The following is a 23,228-nucleotide window of genomic DNA, read 5'->3' on the forward strand; positions in this document are numbered from 1 at the left end:
CGCTCCTCCTCGAATCACAGCGCTGAATCACAAAAACGATGATGGCCCTCGGTCGCTTACGCGACCGAGGGCCATCATCGTCTTGTAGCCCCGACGGGATTCGAACCCGCGCTACCGCCTTGAGAGGGCGGCGTCCTAGGCCGCTAGACGACGGGGCCCTAGAACACTTGTTCAGTTATGATACACACGCTTTTACCCGTGTACATCGCTGGGGTACCAGGACTCGAACCTAGAATGGCGGTACCAGAAACCGCTGTGTTGCCAATTACACCATACCCCAAGGGTTTGATCCGATCGTCACCGGGCGAGACCGCCTGGCTCCTCTCGGGCCGTGGAGTACATTACCAACAACTCCACCCCAAACCACAAATCGGCAGGTCAGGATGCCTTTTCGGCGACCTGACGCGCAAGAGCCAGGCGCGCGAGGGTCTTGTCACGACCCAGCAGCTCCATCGACTCGTACAGCGGCGGGCTCACAGCGGCGCCGGTGACACCCACACGGACCGGACCGAAGGCCTTGCGCGGCTTCAGCTCGAGCCCGTCGATGAGAGCCGACTTGAGCCCCTCCTCCAACGACGCGGTGTCCCAGGCCTCGACCGCCTCGCACACGGCGATCGCGGCGTCGAGAATCGGCACGGCGTCCGCGCCGAGGTTCTTGGCGGCAGCCTTCTCGTCGTACGCGAAATCGGCGTCGTCGACGTACAGGAACTTGATGAGGTCCCACGCATCGCCGAGCACCTGGATGCGGGTCTGCACCAAATCTGCGACGACCGCGAACTGCTCCTCGTCCACCGCCTCGCTCAGACGGCCGGAAGCAGTCAGGAACACGCGCAGGCGCGACGCGAAATCGGCGGGATCCAGCCGACGGATGTGCTCGGCGTTGATCGAGTCGGCCTTCTTCTGGTCGAAGCGCGCCGGGTTCGAGTTGACGTTGCGCACATCGAAGGCGCCGATCATCTCGTCAAGAGTGAAGATGTCCTCGTCGCTCGAGAATCCCCAACCGAGCAGCGCGAGGTAATTGAGCAGCCCTTCCGGGATGAATCCACGATCGCGATGGTGGAAGAGGTTCGATTCGGGATCGCGCTTGGACAGCTTCTTGTTTCCCTCACCCATCACAAACGGGAGGTGAGCGAATTCCGGCACCGCGTCGGCGACGCCGATCCGGATGAGGGCCTGGTACAGCGCGATCTGCCGAGGCGTCGACGAGAGCAGATCCTCGCCGCGCAGGACGTGCGTGATCTTCATCAGTGCGTCGTCCACCGGATTCACCAGGGTGTACAGCGGGTCGCCGTTGGCGCGAGTGAGCGCGAAGTCGGGCACCGTGCCCGCTTTGATCGTGGTGGTGCCGCGCACCAGGTCGTCCCACGTGAGGTCTGCATCAGGCATCCGCAGACGCACAACCGGACTGCGACCCTCCGCACGAAAAGCTTCACGCTGCTCATCGGTCAGGTCGCGGTCGAAGTTGTCGTACCCGAGCTTGGGGTTGCGCCCCGCCGCGAGGTGACGCGCCTCGACCTCCTCGGGTGTCGAGAACGCCTCGTACGCCTCTCCCTCGGCGAGAAGCTGAGCGACGACGTCGAGATGCAACTGCTTGCGTTCGGACTGCCGATACGGCGCGTACGGGCCGCCGACCTCGGGGCCCTCATCCCACTCCAGGCCGAGCCAGCGGAGTGCGTCGAGGATCGCGTCGTACGACTCCTGGCTGTCGCGCGCCGCGTCGGTGTCCTCGATGCGGAACACGAACGTGCCGCCCGTGTGGCGGGCTTGCGCGAAGTTGAACAGGGCCGTCCGAGCGAGCCCGACGTGCGGGGTTCCGGTGGGTGACGGACAGAATCGGACGCGAACGTTTTCACCGGTAGTCATGCAGGTCAGCCTATGTCATCAGCGTCGTCTACTCGCGTCCGGCGTCAACGCTGGGAGTCGAGGTATCCGACCACGAGGTCGTTGACGGCCCCCGGTCGTTCCAGGTACCCGAAGTGCCCGGCGTCGGCCACTTCCTCGTACCGCGATCCCGGAATCGCATCGGCCACTTCGCGGGCCAGATGCACAGGAAGGGTCCGATCGTCGGCGAACCCCACCACCAGCGCAGGTCGAGTGATGGACCGGTACGCGGCAAGACGGTTCTCATCGCGTTCAGGCAGGTTGAGCTGCGCGCGGACGCCCGCCGTGGACGACTGGCCGCCGAACCCGATGATGTCGAGCCAGTCACGCGCGGAACGATCGTCCGCCAACGTCGTCGGCGACAGATTCATGTGCGCTGTGATCGCGGCGAAGAAGGGTGCGGGCAGCTCACGCCCGGCGTCGAGCAACGCCAGCTCGCCCTCGTTGTACGCGGTGAGCAGCGGAGTGGTGCGGCCATAAGTGCCGAGCATCACCGCGGCCCGAACCAGTTCGGGCCTCGCAAGCGCCAGCTCCTGAGCGATCCGTGCGCCGAGTGACGTCCCCACGACGAACGCGGGCGCGCCGAAGTGCTCGATCACGGCGGCGGTGTCGGCCACCATGTCGGCCAAGGTGAAACCGTTCGCGCACTCGCTCGACGGCGCGATACCGCGGTTGTCGAAGGTCACGACTCGGTAGCCCGCTTTGACCAAGGCGGGCTGTTGGTTCGCGTGCCACACTCGCCCGGGGCTTCCGGTGCCCATCACCATCACAACGAGGGGGCCGTCGCCCACCGCTGTGCACGACAGCACCACGTCGCCGTTGCGCACCTGGACGGGAGCGACGCGGCCGGGTCGGGTCACTTGTCGATCACCGGATTGCTGAGCGTGCCGATACCCTCGACGGTCACCGAGACCGTCTGGCCCGCGACCATCGGGCCGATCCCCTCGGGCGTTCCGGTCAGGATCACGTCGCCGGGAAGCAGCGTCATCACCCGCGACACCCATTCGACGATCTCGCCGATCGAGTGCAGCATCAACGACGTGCGGCTCGACTGCTTGACCTCGCCGTCGAGTTCGGTGCGAATCGCGACGTCGGACGGATCGAAGTCGGTGACGATCCACGGGCCGAGCGGGCAGAACGTGTCGTATCCCTTCGCCCGAGTCCACTGGCCGTCGTACGCCTGCTGATCTCGCGCGGTCACATCGTTGGCGACGGTGTATCCGAGGATGACGTCGTTCGCCTTCGCCGCGGGAACGTCCTTGCACGGGCGGCCGATCACGATCGCCAGCTCACCCTCGAAGTCCACACGCTCGGACGACGGCGGCCGGACGATCGCCGCTCCAGGACCGACGATCGACGTGTTCGGCTTGGAGAAGATCACCGGATCGGCTGGAGCCTCCGAACCCATCTCAGCTGCGTGTGCGGCGTAGTTCTTGCCGATCGCGATGATCTTGGTCGCCAGAATCGGCGCCAGCGGACGGGTGTTGGCCAGCTTCCAGGTTCGGCCGGTGAACGTCGGATCACCGAACGGATGCTCCGCGATCTCACGGGCGATCTCCTGGCCCTCTTCACCTTCGACGGAGACGAATGCGACACCGTCCGGACTTGCGACACGACCCAGTTTCATACCCCGAAGATTAACGTACGTCCGATCCTGTTCTAGAATATGAAATGATTGTTCCACTATTTGAGATACTTGCGAGGTGTGCAGATGACCCATGCGATGTCAGCGACCCGACGGTGGACGATGCTCGTCTGCTCCCTCATCGCCGCCATGACCACCACATGCGCCACGGCCGGTGTCGCGTACGTGATCCCAGTGCTTCACCGCGACCACGGAATCTCCTTGACCGATGCCGCCACCCTGGCCGCAGTCCCCACCATCGGGCTGACATTGACGATCATCGCGTGGGGCGCCGCACTCGACCGTTTCGGAGAGCGGCGCGTGCTCCTGGTGTCCCTGACGGTCACCCTGGTCGGCACCCTCGCGGCGTTCATCGTCGCCCAGACCGGCGGAGGGTTCGTCGCATTGGTGATCCCGTTGCTGATCGGCGGACTGGGATCCGGCGCCGCGAACGGCGCAAGCGGTCGGATCGTGGTCGGGTGGTTCCCTGCCGACCAGCGCGGCACAGCGATGGGCGTCCGACAGATGGCGCAGCCCCTCGGAATCGGTGTGTGCGCATTGACGATGCCGGTGCTCGCCGATCGATGGGGGCTGGCCGCGGCCCTGACTGTGCCCGCTGCTGTCACCGTGATCGGACTGATCGCGGTCGCCGCCGCGGTCGTCGACCCGCCCGCACCGTCGGCGGAAACATCAGTCCCGACGGGCAACCCGTATCGCGGCTCCCGCTTCCTGCAGCGTGTCCACGCGGTGAGCGTGTTGCTGGTGATTCCGCAGTCGATGCTGTGGACCTTTGTGCCCGCTTGGCTGATCGTCGGGCACGGCTGGTCGGCGTTCGGAGCGGGAGCCTTGGTCACCGCGACCCAGGTGACGGGAGCCTTCGGGCGGATCGCCGCGGGCAGACTGTCCGACGTGATGGGCTCGCGAATGCGTCCGGTCCGCTACATCGCCGTCGCCGCCGGCGCGTCGACCGCGCTGCTGGCACTGACCGACTGGATCGGCAGCCCCGTCGCGGCCGCCGTGATGGTGCTCGCCTCGATCAGCACCGTCGCCGACAACGGGCTCGCATTCACCGCGATCGCCGAGTTCGCAGGCCCGGCGTGGAGCGGCCGCAGCCTCGGCGTACAGAACACCGCCCAGTACGTGACGACCGCCGCGACCACTCCCTTGTTCGGCGGTGTCATCGAGGCGGCCGGGTACCCCGCCGCCTTCGCCGTCGCCGCGGCCGCTCCGCTCGTGGCCATCGGACTGGTGCCGCGCGACGCCGTACGTGGCCGCGAGGAGCCTGTTGGCGTCGAGGAGACTTAGGTCGGGCTGCGACTCGGGTTCAAAGACGCTCGGACAGCAGGAGCGACTCGACCTGCGCCGTGCCCTTCCGTCTCGCTGAGTGGACTCCCCTGCAGTCGACTGTGTTCGTGCCTCAACGTAGAAAACGTGCCGAAGCTGAGGCACGAGATCCAACGCATGAGGCAGCGAAACCGAGTTTCACGATCCCCGTCCCCAGCATCTTTGATGCCGAAGCACGCACGACCAAAGGACCGCACCGACATCAAGCCGGTGCGGTCCTTTCGGTAGTGCAGATCAGACGAGCGCGAGGATGCGGTCGCCCACCTCGGTGGTGGAACCGCGGTTCTCGCCGCGCGAGGCGACGTCGGACGCGACGGCCTTCTCGACGCGGGCAGCGCCCTCGTCGTCGCCGAGGTGACGCAGGAGCAGCGCAACCGAGAGGATCGCCGCTGTCGGGTCGGCGATGTTCTGGCCCGCGATGTCGGGGGCACTGCCGTGGACCGGCTCGAACATCGACGGACTGGTGCGCGTCGCGTCGATGTTGCCCGACGCGGCGAGACCGATGCCGCCGGACACTGCAGCCGCGAGGTCGGTGATGATGTCGCCGAACAGGTTGTCGGTGACGATCACGTCGAAGCGGCCCGGATCGGTGACCATGAAGATGGTCGCCGCGTCGATGTGCAGGTAGTCGGTGACGACGTCGGGGAACTCCTTGCCGATCTCCTCCACCGCGCGGGTCCACATGCCGCCGGCGAACTGCAGCACGTTGTTCTTGTGCACCAACGTGAGCTTCTTGCTGCGCGCCTGAGCCCGGACGTACGCGTCACGAATGACACGCTCGATGCCGAACCGCGTGTTGACGCTGACCTCGGTGGCGACCTCGTGCGGTGTGCCGACGCGGATCGCGCCCCCGTTGCCCGTGTACGGGCCCTCGGTGCCTTCGCGGACGACGATGAAGTCGATCTTCGGGTCGCCGGCCAGCGGGGACTTCACACCGTCGAAGAGGTACGACGGGCGCAGGTTCACGTGGTGATCCAGGATGAAACGCAGCTTCAGCAGGAATCCGCGCTCAAGGACGCCGGACGGCACCGACGGGTCGCCAATGGCGCCGAGGAGGATCGCGTCGTGCTCACGGAGCGACGCGACGTCCTCGTCGGTCAGGAGCTCGCCGGTCGCGTGGTAGCGGCGAGCACCGAAGTCGTACTCGGTGGTCTCGACGTCGGGGTGCAGCTTGCGCAGCACCTTCAGCGCCTGCGCGGTGACCTCGGGTCCGATTCCGTCGCCGCCGATGACTGCGAGTTTCACGAGAGGTCCACCTGCTTGATGAGGGTCGCGGAGACGGCGTCGCCGATCGAGGCGAGGAGCGCCTCGTCGAGCTCGCGGTCCACGCGGAGGAGCATGGTGGCGCCTTCGCCGTCGGCGTCCTGCGCGAGTGCCGCGGCGACGATGTCGACGCCGCCGTCACCCAGGAGCGAACCGATCTTGCCGAGTGTGCCCGGCTGGTCGGCGTAGCTGACCAGCAGGTTGCGGCCTTCGGCACGGAGGTCGAGGTTGCGGCCGTTGACATTGACGATCTTCTGCACCTGGCGCGGACCGGTCAGGGTGCCCGCGACGTTGACGGTGCTGCCGTCCGCGAACACAGCCTTGACGTCGACCTGGCTGCGGTGGTTCGGGCTCTCCGACTCCGTGACGACCTCGTGGCTCACGCCGCGCTCACTGGCGACTGCCGGGGCGTTCACGAAGGTGACCGGCTCGTCGACCACGGCCGAGAAGAGGCCGCGGACGGCCGAGAGGCCGAGCACGTCGACGGGGCTGGCGGCGAGTTCACCACGGACCTCGACGGTCAGGTTGGTGGGCATGCCGCCCGCGACGACGCCCGCGAGGACGCCGAGCTTGCGGGACAGTTCGAGCCACGGTGCGACCTCGTCGTCGACCGGGCCGCCGGTGATGTTGACGGCGTCGGGGACGAAGTGGCCTGCGAGGGCGAGCTGAACACTCTTGGCGACGTCGGTGCCCGCACGGTCCTGCGCTTCGGCGGTTGATGCACCGAGGTGCGGAGTGACGACGACCTGAGGCAGCTCGAACAGCGGCGAGTCGGTGCAGGGCTCGGTGTCGAAGACGTCGAGGCCGGCGCCGCGGACGCGGCCCTCGGTGATGGCGTCTGCGAGCGCCTGCTCGTCGATCAGGCCGCCACGGGCGGCGTTGACGATGATGACGTCCTTCTTCACCTTCGCGAGCTGCTCTGCGCCGATGAGACCTGCGGTCTCCTTGGTCTTGGGCAGGTGGATGGTGATGAAGTCAGCGCGCTCGAGGAGTTCGTCGAGGGTGACCAGTTCGATGCCGAGCTGTGCGGCGCGGGCCGCCGAGACGTAGGGGTCGTACGCGATGATGTGCGTCTCGAACGCGGCGAGGCGAGCCGCAGCCAGCTGGCCGATGCGGCCGAGGCCGACAACGCCGACGGTCTTGTCGAAGAGTTCGACGCCGGAGAACGACGAGCGCTTCCACGTGTGCTCTCGCAGGGTCGCGTCAGCGGCGGGCACCTGACGTGCGGCCGACATGAGGAGCGCGACGGCGTGCTCGGCTGCCGAGTGGATGTTGGAGGTCGGAGCGTTGACGACCATGACACCGCGTGCGGTGGCAGCCGGGACGTCGACGTTGTCGAGTCCCACGCCTGCGCGGGCGATGATCTTCAGCTTCTTGCCCGCGTCGAGCACCTCGGCGTCGACGGTCGTCGCCGAACGGACGAGGATGGCGTCGGCGTCGACCACAGCTTCGAGAAGCTTGGGGCGGTCCGGGCCGTCGACCCAGCGGACCTCGACGTCGCCGCCGAGTGCTTCCACGGTCGAGGGGGCGAGCTTGTCGGCGATCAGGACGACTGGGCGGCCGGCATCGGTCACAGTGTTCTCCAGATTCTCAGGTTGCGGACACCGTCGAGAAGATGTCGCGGGTCGATTCAGCACTGCCGATTCTAGTGCCCTGCGACCGTGGGCTCGTACCCGCCCATCTGCGATTGTGGTGGCCGACACGCAGCACCGGTACATTGCAGACCGCGTATCGATTGAGTCACGACCGGCTCCTGAGGCACGTGGGCCCTGGGGTTCGGGGCACCGATGCGCATAAAGTGGGATGGTCTGCGGCGCGTCCGTGGGGGTCTTTGAACAGAACGCGAGTGGAGTGAATATGAAGAAGCTGATGGTGGTCCTCGCCGTCGTGGCGGCAATGGTGTCGTCTCTCATCGGTGTCGGCAGCGCCGATGCCGCACCGCGAGTCCCGCTCGGCGGCGGCTCGGGAATCCTCGTCCTCAAGGGCGGGAACACTGCCGCAGCCTGCACCGTGACCACTGTCGGTCGTCCCGCGTCGGGCTCGCACAAGGGTGAGCTGATCGCCGTCACCGCAGGTCACTGCGGCCGCCCCGGCCAGCGCGTCTTCTCCGAGCGCTACCAGCAGCGCGGCCAGATCGGCACGATCGTGTACAGCGCGTCGGACGTCGACATGGCGATCATCCGCCTCGATGCTGCGAAGGTCGCACCGGTCCGCACTGTCGGAGGCGTGACGATCCGCTCGATCGACACCCGCCCGATCTCGTTCCCGACGGTGGTCTGCAAGACAGGCCGCACCACGGGCAAGACCTGCGGTGTCACGTGGTTCTCGGACAACCAGAGCCACTTCAGCCAGATGTGTGTCATCGAGGGCGATTCCGGCAGCCCGGTCGTCGTCGGCAACCGCCTGGTCGGCATGGTCAACGCCTACTACTTCCTGTCCTGCGCCGGACCGGAGACGGGCACGAGCTCCAAGACGATCCTGAACCGTCTTGCACGCCAGGGCTACGGCAACTTCCGTCTGGCCTGACCAGAACAGCACAGCGAAAAGAGCGGCGGCCCCGAGGGGCCGCCGCTCTTTTCGTCATTTCACACCTACCAGAATTGGCAGCTCGAGGCTTCACCTACAGCGAAGGCATGGGGCGGATGGTCGCCGAGGAGCCCTCCGCAGCGAGCGAGCCGCTAGGCGAGCCCGCGAGGACTGCCGACGAGGTGACCGTCCGCCCCATGCCGCCCACGTAGAGCAGGCACCCTAAGACGAAGAAGGAACACCTTCAACCGCAGCACGAAGCGCCGATTCCGTCTGCTTCACCGCCTGTCCGACCACGGGCTCGATGATCGCGCCCAGGACTCGTCCTGCGATTCCGCCGGGGAGCTCGTAGTCGAAGTTGACGTCGACCACTGTCGTTCCGTCGTCGCCGTCGGCGAATCGCCAGCCGGTCTGGACGTCGAAGCCTGCGATGGAGGTGAGGACGAGTACACGGCCCTCTTCCCATTCGGTCACGCGCAGGGTCGAGTCTAGGTTCTTCGGGCCGATCTTCATCGTCGCCTGATACGTGGCGCCGAGTCCGCAGGTCTGGTCGGTGACGGGCGTGAAGCGGGTGACGCCGAACATCCAGTCGGGCACGTTGCGGTAGTCGTCGACGTACGCGAACACCTGCTCGCGTGGACTGTGTGTGGTCACCGTCTGGCGCACGCCCGGCATGATTTCTCCCTGTCATCTGCGATCCGACCATCAGGCACACGGCTGTGCCTGATGTTGCGTAGACCACAATGCCATGGACCGATGGCACGGTCTACGTTGGGCTCGTGTCGTACCGCGATCCTCCGGCAAATCCGTATCCGTACGGTGCCGCTGCACCGACCGCGAGGATCCAGCGGGAGACGACAACGTCAAACGCGGTATTCAATGACAAACGAGGCATGCATGCATGCCTCGTTTGTCGTCGAGTGCCGCGGGTGCCCTACACGGGCGCAGATCACGCCTCGACAGCCGTCCTGATCTTGGATTCGATGTGCTTGATCGCCTGGTCGGCGAACGGGCCGATGAGGCCGCCGAGCACCTTGCCTGCGAGGCCGCCGGGGAGCGTGAAGTCGAAGACGACGCTCAACACTGTCGTGCCGGGCTCGTCGCCGTCCCGGAACGCCCACTCCGTGTTGGCCCCGAAGCCCTTCACCGATTCCAGCTTGATCAGCTCGTTCTCGACCCACTCGGTGCATTCGACGGTCGACTTGAGCTCCTTAGGCCCCACCTTCAACGCGGCGGCGAACACTGAGCCCTTGCCCTGGACGATGTCGGTGGTCGGCTCGAAGCTGGTGATGCCGAGCATGTACTCGGGGACGTTCTTGTAGTCGTCGACGTAGGCGAACAGTTTCTCGCGCGGTGCGGTGGTGACTGCTTCGTGCCGGACTTCGCTCATAACACTTCCCTCGTGGAGTAGGTGACGAGTCATCGTAGCGTCGTCCTTCGAGTTCTTTGACGATGCCCCGAACAGCAGACGGCCCCGCATCCACGAAGGATGCGGGGCCGTGCTGGACGATCAGACTCAGGCGGTCTCGGTGATCGGGCGGTCGACCCAGCTCATCAAATCGCGGAGCTTCTTGCCGGTGACCTCGATCGGGTGCTCGGCGTTCGCCTTGCGCAGACCCTCGAGCTCGGTGTTGCCGTTCTCGACGTTGGCGACGAGACGACGGGTGAACTCACCCGACTGGATGTCGGCCAGGATCGCCTTCATGCGCTCCTTGGTGTCGGCGTCGATGACACGCGGGCCCGACAGGTAGCCGCCGAACTCAGCGGTGTCCGACACCGAGTAGTTCATGCGGGCGATGCCGCCCTCGTACATGAGGTCGACGATGAGCTTGAGCTCGTGCAGGACCTCGAAGTAGGCCATCTCCGGTGCGTAACCGGCCTCGACCATGACCTCGAAACCGGTCTTGACCAGTTCCTCGGTGCCACCGCAGAGGACGGCCTGCTCGCCGAAGAGGTCGGTCTCGGTCTCTTCCTTGAACGTGGTCTTGATGATGCCCGCGCGGCCGCCGCCGATGGCGGAGGCGTAGCTGAGTGCGAGGGCCTGGCCTTCGCCGGTCGGGTCCTGGTCGACGGCGATCAGGCAGGGCACGCCCTTGCCGTCGACGAACTGGCGACGGACCAGGTGACCCGGGCCCTTCGGCGCGACCATGGCGACGGTCACGTCGGCCTGCGGCTTGATCAGGTCGAAGTGGATGTTCAGGCCGTGGCCGAAGAACAGCGCGTCGCCGGCCTTGAGGTTCGGCTCGATGTCGTTGGTGAAGATCGACGCCTGGCTGGTGTCGGGTGCGAGGACCATGATGACGTCGGCCCAGGCGGATGCCTCGGCGGCGGTGAGGACCTTCAGGCCCTGCTCCTCTGCCTTGGCGCGCGAGGCGGAGCCCTCACGGAGGCCGAGGACGACGTCGACGCCCGAGTCGCGGAGCGACAGCGAGTGGGCGTGGCCCTGGCTGCCGTAGCCGATGACGGCGACCTTGCGGCCCTGGATGATCGACAGATCTGCGTCGTCGTCGTAGAACATCTCGACTGCCACAGTGATTCCCTTCAAAGATGGTTATTAGGAGGTGTTGCTTGCAATTGTCGCGCTAGCGGTTCGCGGACATGCTCTTGGGTCCACGTCCGAGTGTCACGCCGCCCGACTGCGCGATCTCGCGGATGCCGTACGGGTCCAGCATCCTCAGGAGCGCTTCGAGCTTCTCGGACGTTCCGGTGGCCTCGACGGTGACCGATTCCGGTGACACGTCGATGACCTTGGCGCGGAACAGATTGACCACGTCGATGATCTCACCTCGGTTGGTGGCATCGGTGCGGACCTTGATCATCATCAGTTCGCGGGAGACCGAGTTCGTCGGTTCCTGCTCGACGATCTTGATGACGTTGATCAGCTTGTTGAGCTGCTTCGTCACTTGTTCGAGGGGGAAGTCGTCGACGGTGACCATGATGGTCATGCGCGAGATGCCCTTGAGTTCGGTCGGGCCGACGGCCAGCGACTCGATGTTGAAGCCGCGACGCGAGAAGAGACCGGAGACGCGTGCGAGCACGCCCGGACGGTCCTCGACCAGAACGCTCAGCGTATGGGTGGTGCTCACAGCGAATCCTTCCCGTTCATGACTTCGTGGATCTCGACGGGGCCTGCGGCCGACTCGTCGTCGTCGAACAGCGGGCGGATGTCCCGGGCCGCCATGATCTCGTCGTTGCCGGTGCCTGCAGCGACCATCGGCCAGACCTGTGCGTCCTTACCGACGATGAAGTCGATGACGACGGGACGGTCGTTGATCTCGCGTGCCTTGGCGATCGCCGGTGCGACGTCCTCTTCACGCTCGACGCGGATCGCGACACAACCGAGCGCTTCGCCGAGCTTGACGAAGTCGGGGATCATCCGCGAATGCGTCGCCAGGTCGGTGTTCGAGTACCGCTGGTCGTAGAACAGCGTCTGCCACTGGCGGACCATGCCGAGGTTGCCGTTGTTGATCAGGGCGACCTTGATCGGGATGCCTTCGATGGCGCAGGTCGCAAGCTCCTGGTTGGTCATCTGGAAGCAGCCGTCACCGTCGATGGCCCAGACTTCCTTCTCCGGTGCGGCGGCCTTGGCGCCCATCGCGGCCGGGACGGAGTAGCCCATGGTGCCGAGTCCACCCGAGTTGAGCCAGGTGCGCGGCTTCTCGTACTTGACGAACTGCGCGGCCCACATCTGGTGCTGGCCGACACCCGCGACGTACACGGCGTCGGGTCCTGCCGCCTTGCCGAGTTCGGAGATGACGAACTCGGGAGACAGAGAGCCGTCGGACTGACCGTCGTAGCTGAGCGGGAAACGCGCCCGGATGTCGTCCAGGTACGCCCACCACGCGGTCAGGTCGGGGCTGGTTCCACCGGTGGCGCGCTCGGCGCGAAGCGCCTCGATCAGGTCGACGATGACAGCCTGCGCGTCACCGACGATCGGCACGTCGACGTCGCGGTTCTTGCCGATCTCCGCCGGGTCGATGTCGGCGTGGATGACCTTCGCGTCGGGTGCGAACGAGTCGAGCTGGCCGGTCACGCGGTCGTCGAAGCGGGCGCCGAGCGTGATCAGCAGGTCGCTGCGCTGCAGAGCCGCGACGGCGCCGACGGTGCCGTGCATGCCGGGCATGCCCATGTGCTGGGTGTGGCTGTCCGGGAACGCGCCGCGCGCCATCAGCGTGGTGACGACGGGGATTCCCGTCAGTTCGGCGAGCTCCATCAGCTCGGCCGACGCCTCTGCCTTGATGACACCGCCACCGACGTAGAGGACCGGCTTGGACGACTGCTGGATGAGACGGGCGGCCTCCCGAATCTGCTTGCCGTGCGGACGCGTGACCGGACGGTAGCCGGGCAGGTCGAACTGCGGCGGCCACGAGAAGGTGGTCTGCGCCTGCAGGATGTCCTTCGGGATGTCGACGAGGACGGCGCCCGGGCGACCGCTCTCGGCGATGTAGAACGCCTCGGCGATCGTGCGGGGGATGTCTGCTGCCGAGCTCACCAGGAAGTTGTGCTTGGTGATCGGCATGGTGATCCCGGAGATGTCGGCTTCCTGGAAGCCGTCGGTGCCGATGAGTGCACGACCGACCTGGCCGGTGATCGCGACAACCGGAACCGAGTCCATCTGCGCGTCGGCGAGCGGGGTGACGAGGTTCGTCGCACCCGGGCCCGACGTCGCCATCATGACGCCGGCCTTGCCCGCGACCTGGGCGTACCCGGTCGCGGCGTGGCCTGCGCCCTGCTCGTGGCGAACCAGGACGTGACGGACCTTGGTCGAGTCGAGGAGCGGGTCGTACACCGGAAGGACTGCACCGCCCGGAATGCCGAAGACCACTTCGACGCCGAGCTCTTCGAGCGTGCGGACCACCGACTGTGCGCCGGTGACACGCTCGGGTGCGACGCTCGCGCCGCCCGATCGCATGGATTCTGTCGACGGCGACTGCGGCCGCGGCGAACCGTGTGCTGTTGAATTACTCACTGCACGTTCCTCATCCTCGTGTGCCAGTAATGTGTCCGACACTCTCGCCCAGGTCGGCGACGCGATGGTCACCGGGTCCTGACAAGAAAAAACCCCCGACAGCGGGTGCTGGTCGAGGGGCGCGTCGTTGGTGTTTCGGAAGGGTCTACGAAGTGACCGATCAGGCGTTGACGCGCCGACCGAGTACTACTACGAGAATCTTCTGATCCATCACACGAACAACGTAGAGCAGTGCCGCAGATGTAGTCAAATCCGCCCGCGACCGGCTCCGGTCCGCTATTGGGCGACGTGGAACAATGGTCGCCGTGACCGACTCGTCCTTCGACTTCAAGATCTCGCGACTCGCGTACGCGGTCGTCCCCGTCGCCGTCTTCGTGGTGGTGATCCTGATCGGCGGATCCGTGTGGTTCGCATTCGGGGCCGTGATCCCGTTCGCCCTCGCATGGTGGATCCACCACCTGCGCACTCACGTCGACTCCGACGGCATCGTCGCCGTCGGCACGTTCGGGACCACGACGCTCTCCTGGGAGGACGTGGCGGGCCTCCGATTCCCGAAATGGGGATCGGTGCGGGCGGTGACCACAGACGGGCGCGAGGTGCGACTCCCCGCTGTCGGATTCGCCGACATGCCCGTCCTGTCCGCGGCCAGCGACGGCCGGGTCCCCGATCCGTTCGCCGCCGAGCGGGACGCCCGACGAGCAGCCTCCGACCAATCCTGACCCGGGCGTCGCGCCCGCACTCCACCAACCGAAGCGAGGTCTGCCATGTCCGTGACCACCCGCGACATCGAAGATCTCGTGGACGCCGGCCGTCTCACCGACGCCGCCCACGAACTCGCGCAGATGGCTCCGCAGGAAGCGGCGTCCGTCCTCGACGGTCTCGACACTCGACGCGGCACCATCGCCTTCCGACTGCTCCCGAAGGACGATGCAGTGGCGGTGTTCGACGACATGTCGTCGAACACGCAGGCCCGACTCATCGAGACCCTCGGAACGTCGGAAGTAGCCGAGGCGTTCGACAATCTCGACCCCGACGACCGCGCGGAACTCCTCGACGAGCTGCCCGCGACGGTGGCGAAACGTCTGATCCGAACCTTGTCGGACGCCGAGCGCGAATCGACTGCGGTTGTCCTCGGCTACGGTCGGAACTCGGTCGGTCGGCGGATGAGTCCTGAGTTCGTCCATGTCTACGGCGACGACTCGGTGCAGGTCGCGCTGGCGCGCGTCATCGATCGCGGTCATGACGCCGAGACCATCTACACGATCCCGGTGGTCGATCACGAGCGCCGCCTGCTCGGCGTCGTGAGTCTCCGAGATCTTCTTCTCAGCGACCCCACGGGTACCGTCGAGAACCACCGACGGCCCCCTGTGTACAGCGTCGCGACGGCGTCCGCCGAAGTCGCCGCACGACGCTGCGTCGACCTCAGCCTCCCCGCGATGCCCGTGGTCGACAGCGAGGACCGGCTGGTCGGAATGCTGACCCTGGACGACGCCGCGGATGTCGTGGCCGCCGCCAGGGACGAGGACGCTGCCCGTGCCGGTGCCCACGAGATGTTGAAGACCCCCTACCTGCAGTCGTCGGTCTTCACGATCACCCGCGCTCGGGTGGTATGGCTGTTCGTCCTCGCGGTCTCGGCGATCCTGACCGTCAATGTCCTGGAGGTCTTCGAGGGGACGTTGGAGCAGAAGGTCGCGCTCGCTCTGTTCATTCCGTTGCTCACGGGCATCGGCGGCAACACCGGATCGCAGGCAGCCACCACGGTGACCAGGGCTCTGGCCATGGACGAGGTCCGAGCACGAGATGTCGCGCGCGTGGCCGCCAAGGAGGCACGAGTCGGCGTGACGATGGGCGCGGCGCTCGGACTCGTCGGCTTCGCCGTGGCGTCGATCGCCTACGACACCGAGATCGGCGTGGTGATCGGTACGACGATCGTGTCGATCTGTGTCGTCGCGGCGACCGTCGGCGGCATCATGCCGCTGGTGGCCAAGACCATCCGAGTCGATCCGGCAGTGTTCTCGACACCGTTCATCTCGACGTTCTGCGACGCCACCGGTCTGCTGATCTACTTCACGATCGCGAAGACTGTTCTCGGGATCTGACTCGGGGCGGTCCTCCCGTCAGCTGAGTGCGTCGGCGAGCACGTCGCCACCGGCTCGGGGTGGCGCGTTGCCCCTGGTCCCACTGCCTCTTCGCGAAGAGATGAGCTGCTGCTGCGGTCGGGGATTCAGCACCGACCATGCGTATCGATACATTGATACAAAGTGCTCAACACTCATCCGATTGTGTCAAGCACTTGACACAAGCTCCCCGTGTAGAACACGGCAGGAATAACCAGCAGGCCACGCGCGTAAAGTAGAAGGACAGTCCTCGGCCGTCAGCCCGGCCGGGGTATGGACAACTATTCAGCGATTTGTAGCGAGGAACTCATGCCAGCCCTTCGGTCTCGGACCACCACGGTCGGCCGCGAAGCAGCCGGAGCACGCGCGCTGTGGCGCGCCACCGGAATGACCGACGACGACTTCGGTAAGCCGATCGTCGCCATCGCCAACTCGTACACGCAGTTCGTGCCGGGCCACGTGCACCTCAAGAACGTCGGCGAGATCGTCGCCGAGGCCATCGTCGGCGCGGGCGGCGTGGCGAAGGAGTTCCACACGATCGCCGTCGACGACGGCATCGCGATGGGACACGGCGGCATGCTGTACTCACTCCCGAGCCGCGAGATCATCGCCGACTCCGTCGAGTACATGGTCAACGCGCACACTGCCGACGCCCTCGTCTGCATCTCGAACTGCGACAAGATCACACCCGGCATGCTCAACGCCGCGATGCGCCTGAACATCCCGACGGTGTTCGTCTCCGGCGGTCCGATGGAAGCCGGAACGTCGGTCGTCATCAACGGCGTGGTCCGCCCCGGCACCGACCTGATCGACGCGATCGTCGCGTCCGCCGACAGCAACGTCAACGATCAGGAGCTCCTCGAGGTTGAGCGATCGGCATGCCCGACCTGTGGATCCTGTTCGGGCATGTTCACCGCCAACTCGATGAACTGCCTCACCGAAGCCCTGGGCCTCTCGCTGCCCGGCAACGGGTCGACGCTGGCCACCCAGACCGCACGTCGTGACCTGTTCACGCGTGCAGGTGAGCTGATCGTCGACATCGCCACGAAGTACTACCAGGACGACGACGAGTCGGTCCTCCCCCGCTCGGTCGCCACCCGTGAGGCGTTCGAGAACGCCATGGCGCTCGACGTCGCGATGGGCGGATCGACCAACACCGTCCTGCACATCCTGGCGGCCGCACAGGAGGGTGAGGTCTCGTTCGACCTGCACGACATCGACCGCATCTCACGCAACGTCCCGTGTCTGGCGAAGGTCGCACCGAACTCGCCCAACTACTACATGGAGCACGTTCACCGAGCGGGCGGAATCCCCGCGATCCTCGGTGAGCTCAACCGAGCGGGCCTGCTGAACAGGAACGTCCGTCCGGTCCATGCACCGTCGCTCGAGGCGTACCTCGCCGACTGGGACATCCGCAGCGGCACCGCCACCGACACCGCCATCGAACTGTTCCACGCCGCGCCCGGCGGAGTCCGCACGACCGAGCCGTTCTCGACGTCCAACCGCTGGGAATCGCTCGACACGGACGCCGCCGACGGCTGCATCCGGGATAAGGAGCACGCCTACACCGTCGAGGGCGGCCTCGCAGTGCTCCACGGCAACATCGCGCAGGACGGCGCCATCCTCAAGACAGCGGGCGTCGACGAGGCGCTGTGGCACTTCCAGGGCCCGGCGCGTGTCGTCGAAAGCCAGGAGGACGCGGTCCACGCGATCCTGTCGAAGGAACTGCAGGCGGGCGAAGTCCTCGTGATCCGCTACGAGGGGCCCGCCGGCGGACCCGGCATGCAGGAGATGCTGCACCCGACTGCCTTCATGAAGGGCACCGGCATGGGGAAGAAGTGCGGCCTGGTCACCGACGGCCGCTTCTCCGGCGGCTCGTCCGGCCTGGTCATCGGCCACGCGTCCCCCGAGGCTGCCGCAGGCGGCGACATCGGATTGGTCGAGAACGGCGACGAGATCCTCATCGACGTCAAGACACGCACGCTCAAGGTGCTCCTCGACGACGAGACGCTCGCCGAGCGTCGCGCCAAGATGGAGGCCTCCGAGCGCCCGTGGCAGCCGAAGGACCGCCAACGCCCGGTCACCCAGGCCCTGCGCGCCTACGCCAAGCTTGCGACGTCGGCCGACAAGGGAGCCGTCCGCGTCGTCGACTGACACCTGATTCTCGATGATTGAGGCCCTCCAGCGATTCCTGGAGGGCCTCAGTCGTCAGTTCTTGACCAGCGGGTTCGTTCCGTTGAAGACGATCCAGACGGCGATAGCGGCACCGATGCCGATCACCAGCCAGGCCGCCGATCCCCACGCGGGACGTCGAGCCCAACCCCATCGACGATCAAACGCGTACAGGCCCGGCCCGGTGAGGATCAGGGCCGCGGCCGCCGCGGCGAGCATGATCTCGAATTCGAGCCCACTGCCGCCTCCGTCACCTGCGAAGAACCACACGCCTCCCGCGAGTGTCGCCTTGTAGGTCATGGCGACCAGGATGCTGCCGAGCACCGCCGACCCGGCTATCGGAGTCAGCAGGCCGAGGATCAGCAGGATCCCGCCGGCCGTCTCACTGACTCCTCCGACGAGAGCGAGCCACTTGGTGACATCGGGGTCGAAGCCGATGCTCGGGTCCGGAACGTTCTGCAGGAAGGTCGAGAACCCGTCGGGCCCGGGTCCGTTCATCCAGCCCGTCAGCTTCTGCAGTCCGTGGACGGTGAAGATGCCGCCGACGGCGAGGCGAAGGATCAACAGTCCGAGGTCGAGCGTGCCTCGACGCGCCGGAACGGGCTCCGCGGCGACCACAACCGGCGTTGCACCGGCTTCGGGCTCGGGTTCGAACGGCTCGGTCTGATACTCCGGCACCTCGATGGGAGTGGTCGGCATCGGTTCGATGTACGGCAGCGGATCCTGCGTCAGGTGCTCGGCGGTGTGCCGTTCGGAACGAGGCCGAACATCGTCGTCGACGTCGACGAACGGTTCGGTCCGGACCGGTTCGTCCGAGGAGGTCACTGCCACGTCGCTGATCGGAAGACGGGTGGTGGCGTCGGTGGGCTCGTCCACGTCGTCGGTCACCTTCTCGATGACGGAAGTGTCGGTGTCGTCGGCCGGCGACGCCGCCTTCTCGACGGCACTCGTGTCGGCTGCGTCATTGACGGGTGAGCCGTCGGGTGCGTCAATGACGCTCGGAGCCTCCACTGCGCCGTCGTCGAGGGGCTGCGGTTCCGGTGCCGGTCGCCTGCCGTGCTGTTCGAAGAAGTTGTCACGGTCTGGCTGCGGTCGACGTGGGCGGCGCGGCGACGGGCCACCGCTCGTCGAATCGCTGTCGTTGGAACTCATCACACATCCGAGGGTATGCGCAGGTGGTTGAGTACCGGCTGAGCGGCACCCGACGATTTGGTAACGATCGTTTAGGGTGGACGGCATGTCGCTGCCCTCTCCCCTCTCGCGGCGCACCGCAGCCGTGGCCGTCGCACTCGTCGTCGCGACGGCGGCGTCCGGATGCGCAAGCTTCTCCGATCAGGAGACGACGGCCGACGAAGGGACGTTCAGTTCGGTGCCGACCGGGGTGTATCGACCCGACGCACCTCCTGCTCCGAGCAGGCCGACCGACGAGGGACCGCCGCCGACCGGTCCGTGCATCGACCCGAATCCCTCGGTGATCGCCACGTGTCTCGCATCGACGTCCGGGCTCAGACCTGCCGACGCACAAGGTCAGACCACATATGTCGCCGAGCGCACCACCGGAAAGGTCATCCTGTCCAAGCGGTATGGCCCGCAGCGAGCCGTGGCCACGGTCGACGTCGACGCATCAGGCGACGGCGGTCTGATCGATTTCGAGATGTCCCCGACGTGGATGCAAGACCAGATGATCTACGCGTTGATCACCACGGCGTCGGACAACCGAGTGGTCCGGATCGCGCCGACCGGTTCGGTCAAGCCGATCCTCACCGGGATCCCGAAGGGTGCGACCGGCAATCTCGGGTCGATCACGTTCACCTCACCCACTGAATTGACAATCGCGACCGGTGACGCGGGAAGCCCGTCCGACGCGAAGAACCCGTCGTCGCTGGCCGGAAAGATCCTGACCATCGATCCGAACAGGCCGGGTGCCCGCCCGGAAATCGAGGCGTCTGGGCTGGGGTCCAACGTCGCGTTGTGCCGTGACGCTTCCGACGGTCGGCTGTTCGTCGCAGACAGCGGCGCAGCGGGTGACCGATTGTCGCTCGTGAGCCAGAAGTCGTTGAAGACGCTGTGGACGTGGGCGGACCGCCCCGGCGTGACCGGCTGCGCGACCGGCACCACCTGGATCGCCGTGTCCGTCGCATCCAAGAAGCGCATCGACGTGTTCACCAAGCCGTCGAGCGCAACTCCGACGGTCGCCGAACCGTCGACGGAAGACATGTCGAAGACGTACGGAGCCGTTGGACGTCTCACCACGTTCGGTGGAGCGTTCCAGTTGGCGACGATCAACAAGACCGTGCCCGGGTCCAAGCCGGTCGGCACCGACGACCGGGTGGCCATCAACATGCCGAAGGCCGGCGGCGAGGACCGCACCTAGCTGCTGTCGCGTGTGCCTGTGTGACACGCCGCTCCAGGTTTGACGGCGATCTGGACTCTAGGGGGACGCTTCGGTCAGGCGCCGCAGGCGGCGAGGACGAGTTCCTTGACGCGAGCCGGGTCGGCCTGACCGCGGGTCGCCTTCATGACGTCTCCGACGATCTTGCCCGCGGCTTGGACCTTGCCGCTTCGGATCTTGTCAGCGATGTCGGGGTTGGCGACGAGCGCCTCATCGACGGCCTTCTGCAGTGCCGAGTCGTCCCGGACCACTTCGAGGCCTCGATCAGCCACGATCTGTTTGGGCTCGCCTTCGCCGTCGAGGACCGCGGTGACGACCTGCTGAGCCAGCTTGTTCGTGAGCTTGCCCTCGTCGACGAGACCGATGACCTCGGCGACCTGCGTCGGGGTGATCGACAAGTCGGAGAGCTCGGTGTTCCGAGTGTTCGCCTGCTGTGCGAGGAACGACACCCACCAGCTGCGCGCGGCGTCGGACGACGCACCGGCCTCAGTGGTCGCGATGATCAAGTCGACTGCGCCGACGTTGACCAGGTCACGCATCACCTCGTCCGAGACTCCCCACTCCTCCTGAATGCGGGCGCGGCGGATCCACGGCAGTTCCGGCAGCGTCGCGCGGATCGACTCGACCCATTCCGGGTCGGCGATCACCGGCGGCAGGTCGGGCTCGGGGAAGTACCGGTAGTCCTCGGCGGTCTCCTTGCGACGACCTGCGGACGTGGTTCCGTCGGCCTCGTGGAAGTGTCGCGTCTCCTGGATCACCTCACCACCGTTCGTGAGGACAACGGCTTGGCGCTGCATCTCGAAGCGCACGGCGGTCTCGACGCTCTTGAGCGAGTTGACGTTCTTCGTCTCGGTACGAGTGCCGAACTCCGTCGCGCCCTTCGCCATCAGCGACAAGTTGACGTCGCACCGCATCGACCCCTGGTCCATGCGGACATCGGACACGTCGAGCGAGGACAGCAGGTCGCGCAGCGCGGTCACATATGCGCGGGCGACTTCCGGTGCACGTTCTCCGGCGCCTTCGATCGGACGCGTGACGATCTCGACGAGCGGCACACCTGCACGGTTGTAGTCGAGCAGCGAGTGACTCGCGCCGTGGATGCGTCCGGTGCTGCCGCCGATGTGCAGCGATTTCCCGGTGTCCTCCTCCATGTGCGCGCGTTCGATCTCCACACGCCAGGTGGTGCCGTCGGTCAGGACGACGTCGAGGTGACCGTCGTAGGCGATCGGCTCGTCGTACTGGCTGATCTGGTAGTTCTTCGGCTGGTCCGGGTAGAAGTAGTTCTTTCGCGCGAAGACGCTCGATTCGCGGATCGAACAGTTCAGAGCCAGACCTATCTTGACCGCCGACGCGATCGCCGTCGCGTTCGCGACCGGAAGTGCACCCGGCAGCGCGAGACACGACGGGCAGACCTGCGCGTTGGGGTCGCCGCCGAACGTCGTCGGGCAGCCGCAGAACATCTTGGTCGCGGTGCCGAGCTCGACGTGCACCTCCATGCCCATGACCGGGTCGAACGCCGCGATGACGTCGTCGTAGTCCATCAGTTCGTGGGTAGCCGCACTCATGCCGTCCATCGTATCTGGGGGTCGATCTCGGGGATTGTCCCGATGCCCGTATTCCGCCGCGACCCTAGCGTGGAGGCATGGATCGGGGCATTCACTCCGCCGCGACCGAAGCCACCCACGAGAGGATTCGCAATGACCGACCAGACTCCGCCCTTCGATCCCGGACCTGCGGCGCCGGCCGCACCGAAACGACTGCGCCGGTCGCGGACCGACAAGTGGATGGGCGGGGTCGCGGGCGGCATCGCCGAGTACTTCGGTGTCGACTCGACGTGGGTGCGCGTCGCGTTCGTCGCGTCGATCATCCTCCCCGGCCCACAGGTGCTGCTCTACCTCCTGCTGTGGCTGATCATCCCGCAGGATTGATCGGCGCATCCGTGCGCTCGGGTGCATTTCTGACCACGCGCACGAGGCAGAAGGCGAAGCATGGGACGAGGATCAGGTCCATGATCACGTGCACCACACTGAACGGGTTGGGCTGCGCGTGCACGAATCGGAGCACTCCGAGAACGCCGCCGATCGTCGGCGCGACCACGCAGACCCAAGTGAGCCCGGCGGCAAGAGGTCGCGCGAACTGCGCCACCGCCAACGCGAAGTACAAGACGCCGAATGCTGCGGCGCCGAATGCGACTCCGCTGTAGAACGCGAGTTGGACGACGTGGGTCACGCCGGAGACGGCGAGCAGAGCCGTGCCCACCATCCACGGAAGTCGCACGTCGCCCGCGGGCAGTCGGGTCGTCGCCATAAGCCGAGTCCAATCAGTCAGGTTGCCTGTCGAAATGAATCGTAAGGTTACCTGACTAACATTGCAAAGATGAAGGAGATCACCGACACTGCGACTTCGATAGCCGACAGCGGCGTCGGTCCGACGTCGCGCATCGGCGCACTCAGCCGTCGGCTGGCCGCACTGGTCAGCGATCGTGTGTTGACCGAACTCGCCGCGTCGGGACACCCCGACGTGCGGGCGGTCCATCTCCGCGTGTTCGCAGCGATCGCCGATTCACCGCTCAGCGTGACGGACACGGCTCGCAGGCTAGGAACGACCAAGCAGACAGTGGGGCCGATCGTCCGCGAACTCGAGTCGATGGGTCTCGTCAGTCTCACCCGCGACCCGGCAGACGCCCGCGCCTACCTCGTGTCGTTCACCGAGCGAGGCAGAACCGCGGCTCTACGGGCACAAGAGATAGCCGACCGGCTCGACGACCGCTTCGCCGATGTCATCGGCGCAGACCGACTCGCCGACTGCCGAGCCGCGCTGTGGGAGCTGATCGATCAGACTTCGTGGGAGGCGCCGCCCGGAGACCTCGCAGAGTCCTCACTGTGAAGCAGGCGAGGCCGCTGTAGTCCCCTGCCCCTTGAGCGAGCGGAGCGAGTCGAA

Annotated in this window: 21 protein-coding genes and 2 tRNA genes; 8 read left to right on the forward strand and 15 right to left on the reverse strand. The window is 66.2% G+C overall.

What is annotated here, in order from left to right:
* Positions 1–85 precede the first annotated feature (85 nt).
* From JVX90_RS11635 to JVX90_RS11655, 5 genes are all read right to left on the reverse strand, one after another.
* Positions 86–158, reverse strand: a tRNA-Glu gene (locus tag JVX90_RS11635).
* Between the two features lie 50 nt (positions 159–208).
* Positions 209–280: transfer RNA gene (locus JVX90_RS11640), tRNA-Gln, on the reverse strand.
* 98 nt (positions 281–378) lie between these two features.
* Positions 379–1,863, reverse strand: coding sequence for a glutamate--tRNA ligase (gene gltX / locus JVX90_RS11645; protein ID WP_205328936.1), 1,485 nt, complete (start codon positions 1,861–1,863; stop codon positions 379–381).
* Between the two features lie 44 nt (positions 1,864–1,907).
* Entirely contained in the window at positions 1,908–2,708 is an 801-nt protein-coding gene (locus JVX90_RS11650; RefSeq protein WP_205332396.1) for an alpha/beta hydrolase, read from the reverse strand.
* A gap of 29 nt (positions 2,709–2,737) precedes the next feature.
* The gene (locus tag JVX90_RS11655; RefSeq protein WP_205328937.1) at positions 2,738–3,508 is read right to left on the reverse strand and encodes a fumarylacetoacetate hydrolase family protein; all 771 of its coding nucleotides are present in this window, start codon (positions 3,506–3,508) and stop codon (positions 2,738–2,740) included.
* 84 nt (positions 3,509–3,592) lie between these two features.
* Here JVX90_RS11655 and JVX90_RS11660 point away from each other — a divergent pair, with 84 nt between their 5' ends.
* On the forward strand, positions 3,593–4,810 hold the full coding sequence (locus tag JVX90_RS11660) for an MFS transporter (protein ID WP_205328938.1): 1,218 nt from the start codon (positions 3,593–3,595) through the stop codon (positions 4,808–4,810).
* Positions 4,811–5,083: 273 nt separating this feature from the next.
* Here the strand turns inward: JVX90_RS11660 and JVX90_RS11665 are convergent, their stop codons facing one another.
* Positions 5,084–6,094, reverse strand: coding sequence for a 3-isopropylmalate dehydrogenase (locus JVX90_RS11665; RefSeq protein ID WP_205328939.1), 1,011 nt, complete (start codon positions 6,092–6,094; stop codon positions 5,084–5,086).
* Positions 6,091–7,686: a phosphoglycerate dehydrogenase gene (serA, locus tag JVX90_RS11670; protein ID WP_205328940.1), complete on the reverse strand. Its 1,596-nt coding sequence runs from the start codon at positions 7,684–7,686 to the stop codon at positions 6,091–6,093. The genes JVX90_RS11665 and serA overlap by 4 nt, the downstream gene beginning before the upstream one ends.
* A gap of 283 nt (positions 7,687–7,969) precedes the next feature.
* Between serA and JVX90_RS11675 the strand changes: the two genes are divergently transcribed.
* Positions 7,970–8,638, forward strand: a complete 669-nt coding sequence (locus JVX90_RS11675; protein ID WP_205328941.1) for a trypsin-like serine protease — start codon at positions 7,970–7,972, stop codon at positions 8,636–8,638.
* A 222-nt stretch (positions 8,639–8,860) separates the two neighbouring features.
* Here the strand turns inward: JVX90_RS11675 and JVX90_RS11680 are convergent, their stop codons facing one another.
* From JVX90_RS11680 to JVX90_RS11700, 5 genes are all read right to left on the reverse strand, one after another.
* Positions 8,861–9,313: an SRPBCC family protein gene (locus JVX90_RS11680; RefSeq protein ID WP_205328942.1), complete on the reverse strand. Its 453-nt coding sequence runs from the start codon at positions 9,311–9,313 to the stop codon at positions 8,861–8,863.
* Between the two features lie 274 nt (positions 9,314–9,587).
* A complete protein-coding gene (locus JVX90_RS11685; RefSeq protein ID WP_205328943.1) occupies positions 9,588–10,028 on the reverse strand; it encodes an SRPBCC family protein in 441 nt (146 codons plus the stop codon).
* 126 nt (positions 10,029–10,154) lie between these two features.
* On the reverse strand, positions 10,155–11,156 hold the full coding sequence (gene ilvC, locus JVX90_RS11690) for a ketol-acid reductoisomerase (protein WP_205332397.1): 1,002 nt from the start codon (positions 11,154–11,156) through the stop codon (positions 10,155–10,157).
* A 64-nt stretch (positions 11,157–11,220) separates the two neighbouring features.
* Positions 11,221–11,724: an acetolactate synthase small subunit gene (gene ilvN / locus JVX90_RS11695; RefSeq protein WP_008378105.1), complete on the reverse strand. Its 504-nt coding sequence runs from the start codon at positions 11,722–11,724 to the stop codon at positions 11,221–11,223.
* The gene (locus JVX90_RS11700; RefSeq protein WP_205328944.1) at positions 11,721–13,607 is read right to left on the reverse strand and encodes an acetolactate synthase large subunit; all 1,887 of its coding nucleotides are present in this window, start codon (positions 13,605–13,607) and stop codon (positions 11,721–11,723) included. The genes ilvN and JVX90_RS11700 overlap by 4 nt, the downstream gene beginning before the upstream one ends.
* 296 nt (positions 13,608–13,903) lie before the next feature.
* Between JVX90_RS11700 and JVX90_RS11705 the strand changes: the two genes are divergently transcribed.
* From JVX90_RS11705 to ilvD, 3 genes are all read left to right on the forward strand, one after another.
* Complete coding sequence (locus JVX90_RS11705; RefSeq protein ID WP_205328945.1) at positions 13,904–14,326, forward strand: PH domain-containing protein; 423 nt, start codon at positions 13,904–13,906, stop codon at positions 14,324–14,326.
* A 45-nt stretch (positions 14,327–14,371) separates the two neighbouring features.
* On the forward strand, positions 14,372–15,706 hold the full coding sequence (gene mgtE / locus JVX90_RS11710) for a magnesium transporter (protein WP_205328946.1): 1,335 nt from the start codon (positions 14,372–14,374) through the stop codon (positions 15,704–15,706).
* Positions 15,707–16,033: 327 nt separating this feature from the next.
* Positions 16,034–17,878, forward strand: a complete 1,845-nt coding sequence (gene ilvD / locus JVX90_RS11715; RefSeq protein ID WP_205328947.1) for a dihydroxy-acid dehydratase — start codon at positions 16,034–16,036, stop codon at positions 17,876–17,878.
* Positions 17,879–17,932: 54 nt separating this feature from the next.
* Here the strand turns inward: ilvD and JVX90_RS11720 are convergent, their stop codons facing one another.
* Positions 17,933–19,048: a DoxX family protein gene (locus tag JVX90_RS11720; RefSeq protein ID WP_205328948.1), complete on the reverse strand. Its 1,116-nt coding sequence runs from the start codon at positions 19,046–19,048 to the stop codon at positions 17,933–17,935.
* A gap of 85 nt (positions 19,049–19,133) precedes the next feature.
* Here JVX90_RS11720 and JVX90_RS11725 point away from each other — a divergent pair, with 85 nt between their 5' ends.
* Positions 19,134–20,270 carry a PQQ-dependent sugar dehydrogenase gene (locus JVX90_RS11725; protein WP_205328949.1) on the forward strand — a complete coding sequence of 379 codons (1,137 nt, stop codon included), beginning with the start codon at positions 19,134–19,136 and terminating at the stop codon, positions 20,268–20,270.
* A 74-nt stretch (positions 20,271–20,344) separates the two neighbouring features.
* On the opposite strand, the gene gatB is transcribed toward JVX90_RS11725, so the two are convergent.
* Positions 20,345–21,853 (reverse strand): Asp-tRNA(Asn)/Glu-tRNA(Gln) amidotransferase subunit GatB, encoded by a 1,509-nt coding sequence (gene gatB / locus JVX90_RS11730; protein ID WP_205328950.1) that lies wholly within the window; start codon positions 21,851–21,853, stop codon positions 20,345–20,347.
* A 132-nt stretch (positions 21,854–21,985) separates the two neighbouring features.
* On the opposite strand from gatB, the gene JVX90_RS11735 reads away from it, so the two are divergent.
* Positions 21,986–22,216, forward strand: a complete 231-nt coding sequence (locus JVX90_RS11735; RefSeq protein ID WP_205328951.1) for a PspC domain-containing protein — start codon at positions 21,986–21,988, stop codon at positions 22,214–22,216.
* On the opposite strand, the gene JVX90_RS11740 is transcribed toward JVX90_RS11735, so the two are convergent.
* Entirely contained in the window at positions 22,200–22,595 is a 396-nt protein-coding gene (locus tag JVX90_RS11740) for a hypothetical protein (protein WP_205328952.1), read from the reverse strand. The two genes, JVX90_RS11735 and JVX90_RS11740, sit on opposite strands and share 17 nt — an antisense overlap.
* A 69-nt stretch (positions 22,596–22,664) precedes the next feature.
* Here JVX90_RS11740 and JVX90_RS11745 point away from each other — a divergent pair, with 69 nt between their 5' ends.
* Entirely contained in the window at positions 22,665–23,174 is a 510-nt protein-coding gene (locus JVX90_RS11745) for a MarR family transcriptional regulator (RefSeq protein ID WP_205328953.1), read from the forward strand.
* The last annotated feature ends 54 nt before the right edge of the window (positions 23,175–23,228 follow it).

It is taken from the genome of Gordonia sp. PDNC005 (assembly GCF_016919385.1).
In the GTDB taxonomy this organism is placed as follows: domain Bacteria; phylum Actinomycetota; class Actinomycetes; order Mycobacteriales; family Mycobacteriaceae; genus Gordonia.

What these genes read in the sequence shown, in the direction of transcription:
- JVX90_RS11705 (WP_205328945.1), top strand. Translation starts at nt 13,904, where the DNA reads ATGGTCGCCGTGACCGACTCGTCCTTCGACTTCAAGATCTCGCGACTC.
- JVX90_RS11680 (WP_205328942.1), bottom strand. Translation starts at nt 9,313, where the DNA reads ATGCCGGGCGTGCGCCAGACGGTGACCACACACAGTCCACGCGAGCAG.
- JVX90_RS11655 (WP_205328937.1), bottom strand. Translation starts at nt 3,508, where the DNA reads ATGAAACTGGGTCGTGTCGCAAGTCCGGACGGTGTCGCATTCGTCTCC.
- JVX90_RS11685 (WP_205328943.1), bottom strand. Translation starts at nt 10,028, where the DNA reads ATGAGCGAAGTCCGGCACGAAGCAGTCACCACCGCACCGCGCGAGAAA.
- ilvD (WP_205328947.1), top strand. Translation starts at nt 16,034, where the DNA reads ATGCCAGCCCTTCGGTCTCGGACCACCACGGTCGGCCGCGAAGCAGCC.
- JVX90_RS11675 (WP_205328941.1), top strand. Translation starts at nt 7,970, where the DNA reads ATGAAGAAGCTGATGGTGGTCCTCGCCGTCGTGGCGGCAATGGTGTCG.
- mgtE (WP_205328946.1), top strand. Translation starts at nt 14,372, where the DNA reads ATGTCCGTGACCACCCGCGACATCGAAGATCTCGTGGACGCCGGCCGT.
- ilvC (WP_205332397.1), bottom strand. Translation starts at nt 11,156, where the DNA reads ATGTTCTACGACGACGACGCAGATCTGTCGATCATCCAGGGCCGCAAG.
- JVX90_RS11725 (WP_205328949.1), top strand. Translation starts at nt 19,134, where the DNA reads ATGTCGCTGCCCTCTCCCCTCTCGCGGCGCACCGCAGCCGTGGCCGTC.
- JVX90_RS11735 (WP_205328951.1), top strand. Translation starts at nt 21,986, where the DNA reads ATGACCGACCAGACTCCGCCCTTCGATCCCGGACCTGCGGCGCCGGCC.
- JVX90_RS11660 (WP_205328938.1), top strand. Translation starts at nt 3,593, where the DNA reads ATGACCCATGCGATGTCAGCGACCCGACGGTGGACGATGCTCGTCTGC.
- JVX90_RS11720 (WP_205328948.1), bottom strand. Translation starts at nt 19,048, where the DNA reads ATGAGTTCCAACGACAGCGATTCGACGAGCGGTGGCCCGTCGCCGCGC.
- gltX (WP_205328936.1), bottom strand. Translation starts at nt 1,863, where the DNA reads ATGACTACCGGTGAAAACGTTCGCGTCCGATTCTGTCCGTCACCCACC.
- JVX90_RS11745 (WP_205328953.1), top strand. Translation starts at nt 22,665, where the DNA reads ATGAAGGAGATCACCGACACTGCGACTTCGATAGCCGACAGCGGCGTC.
- gatB (WP_205328950.1), bottom strand. Translation starts at nt 21,853, where the DNA reads ATGAGTGCGGCTACCCACGAACTGATGGACTACGACGACGTCATCGCG.
- JVX90_RS11740 (WP_205328952.1), bottom strand. Translation starts at nt 22,595, where the DNA reads ATGGCGACGACCCGACTGCCCGCGGGCGACGTGCGACTTCCGTGGATG.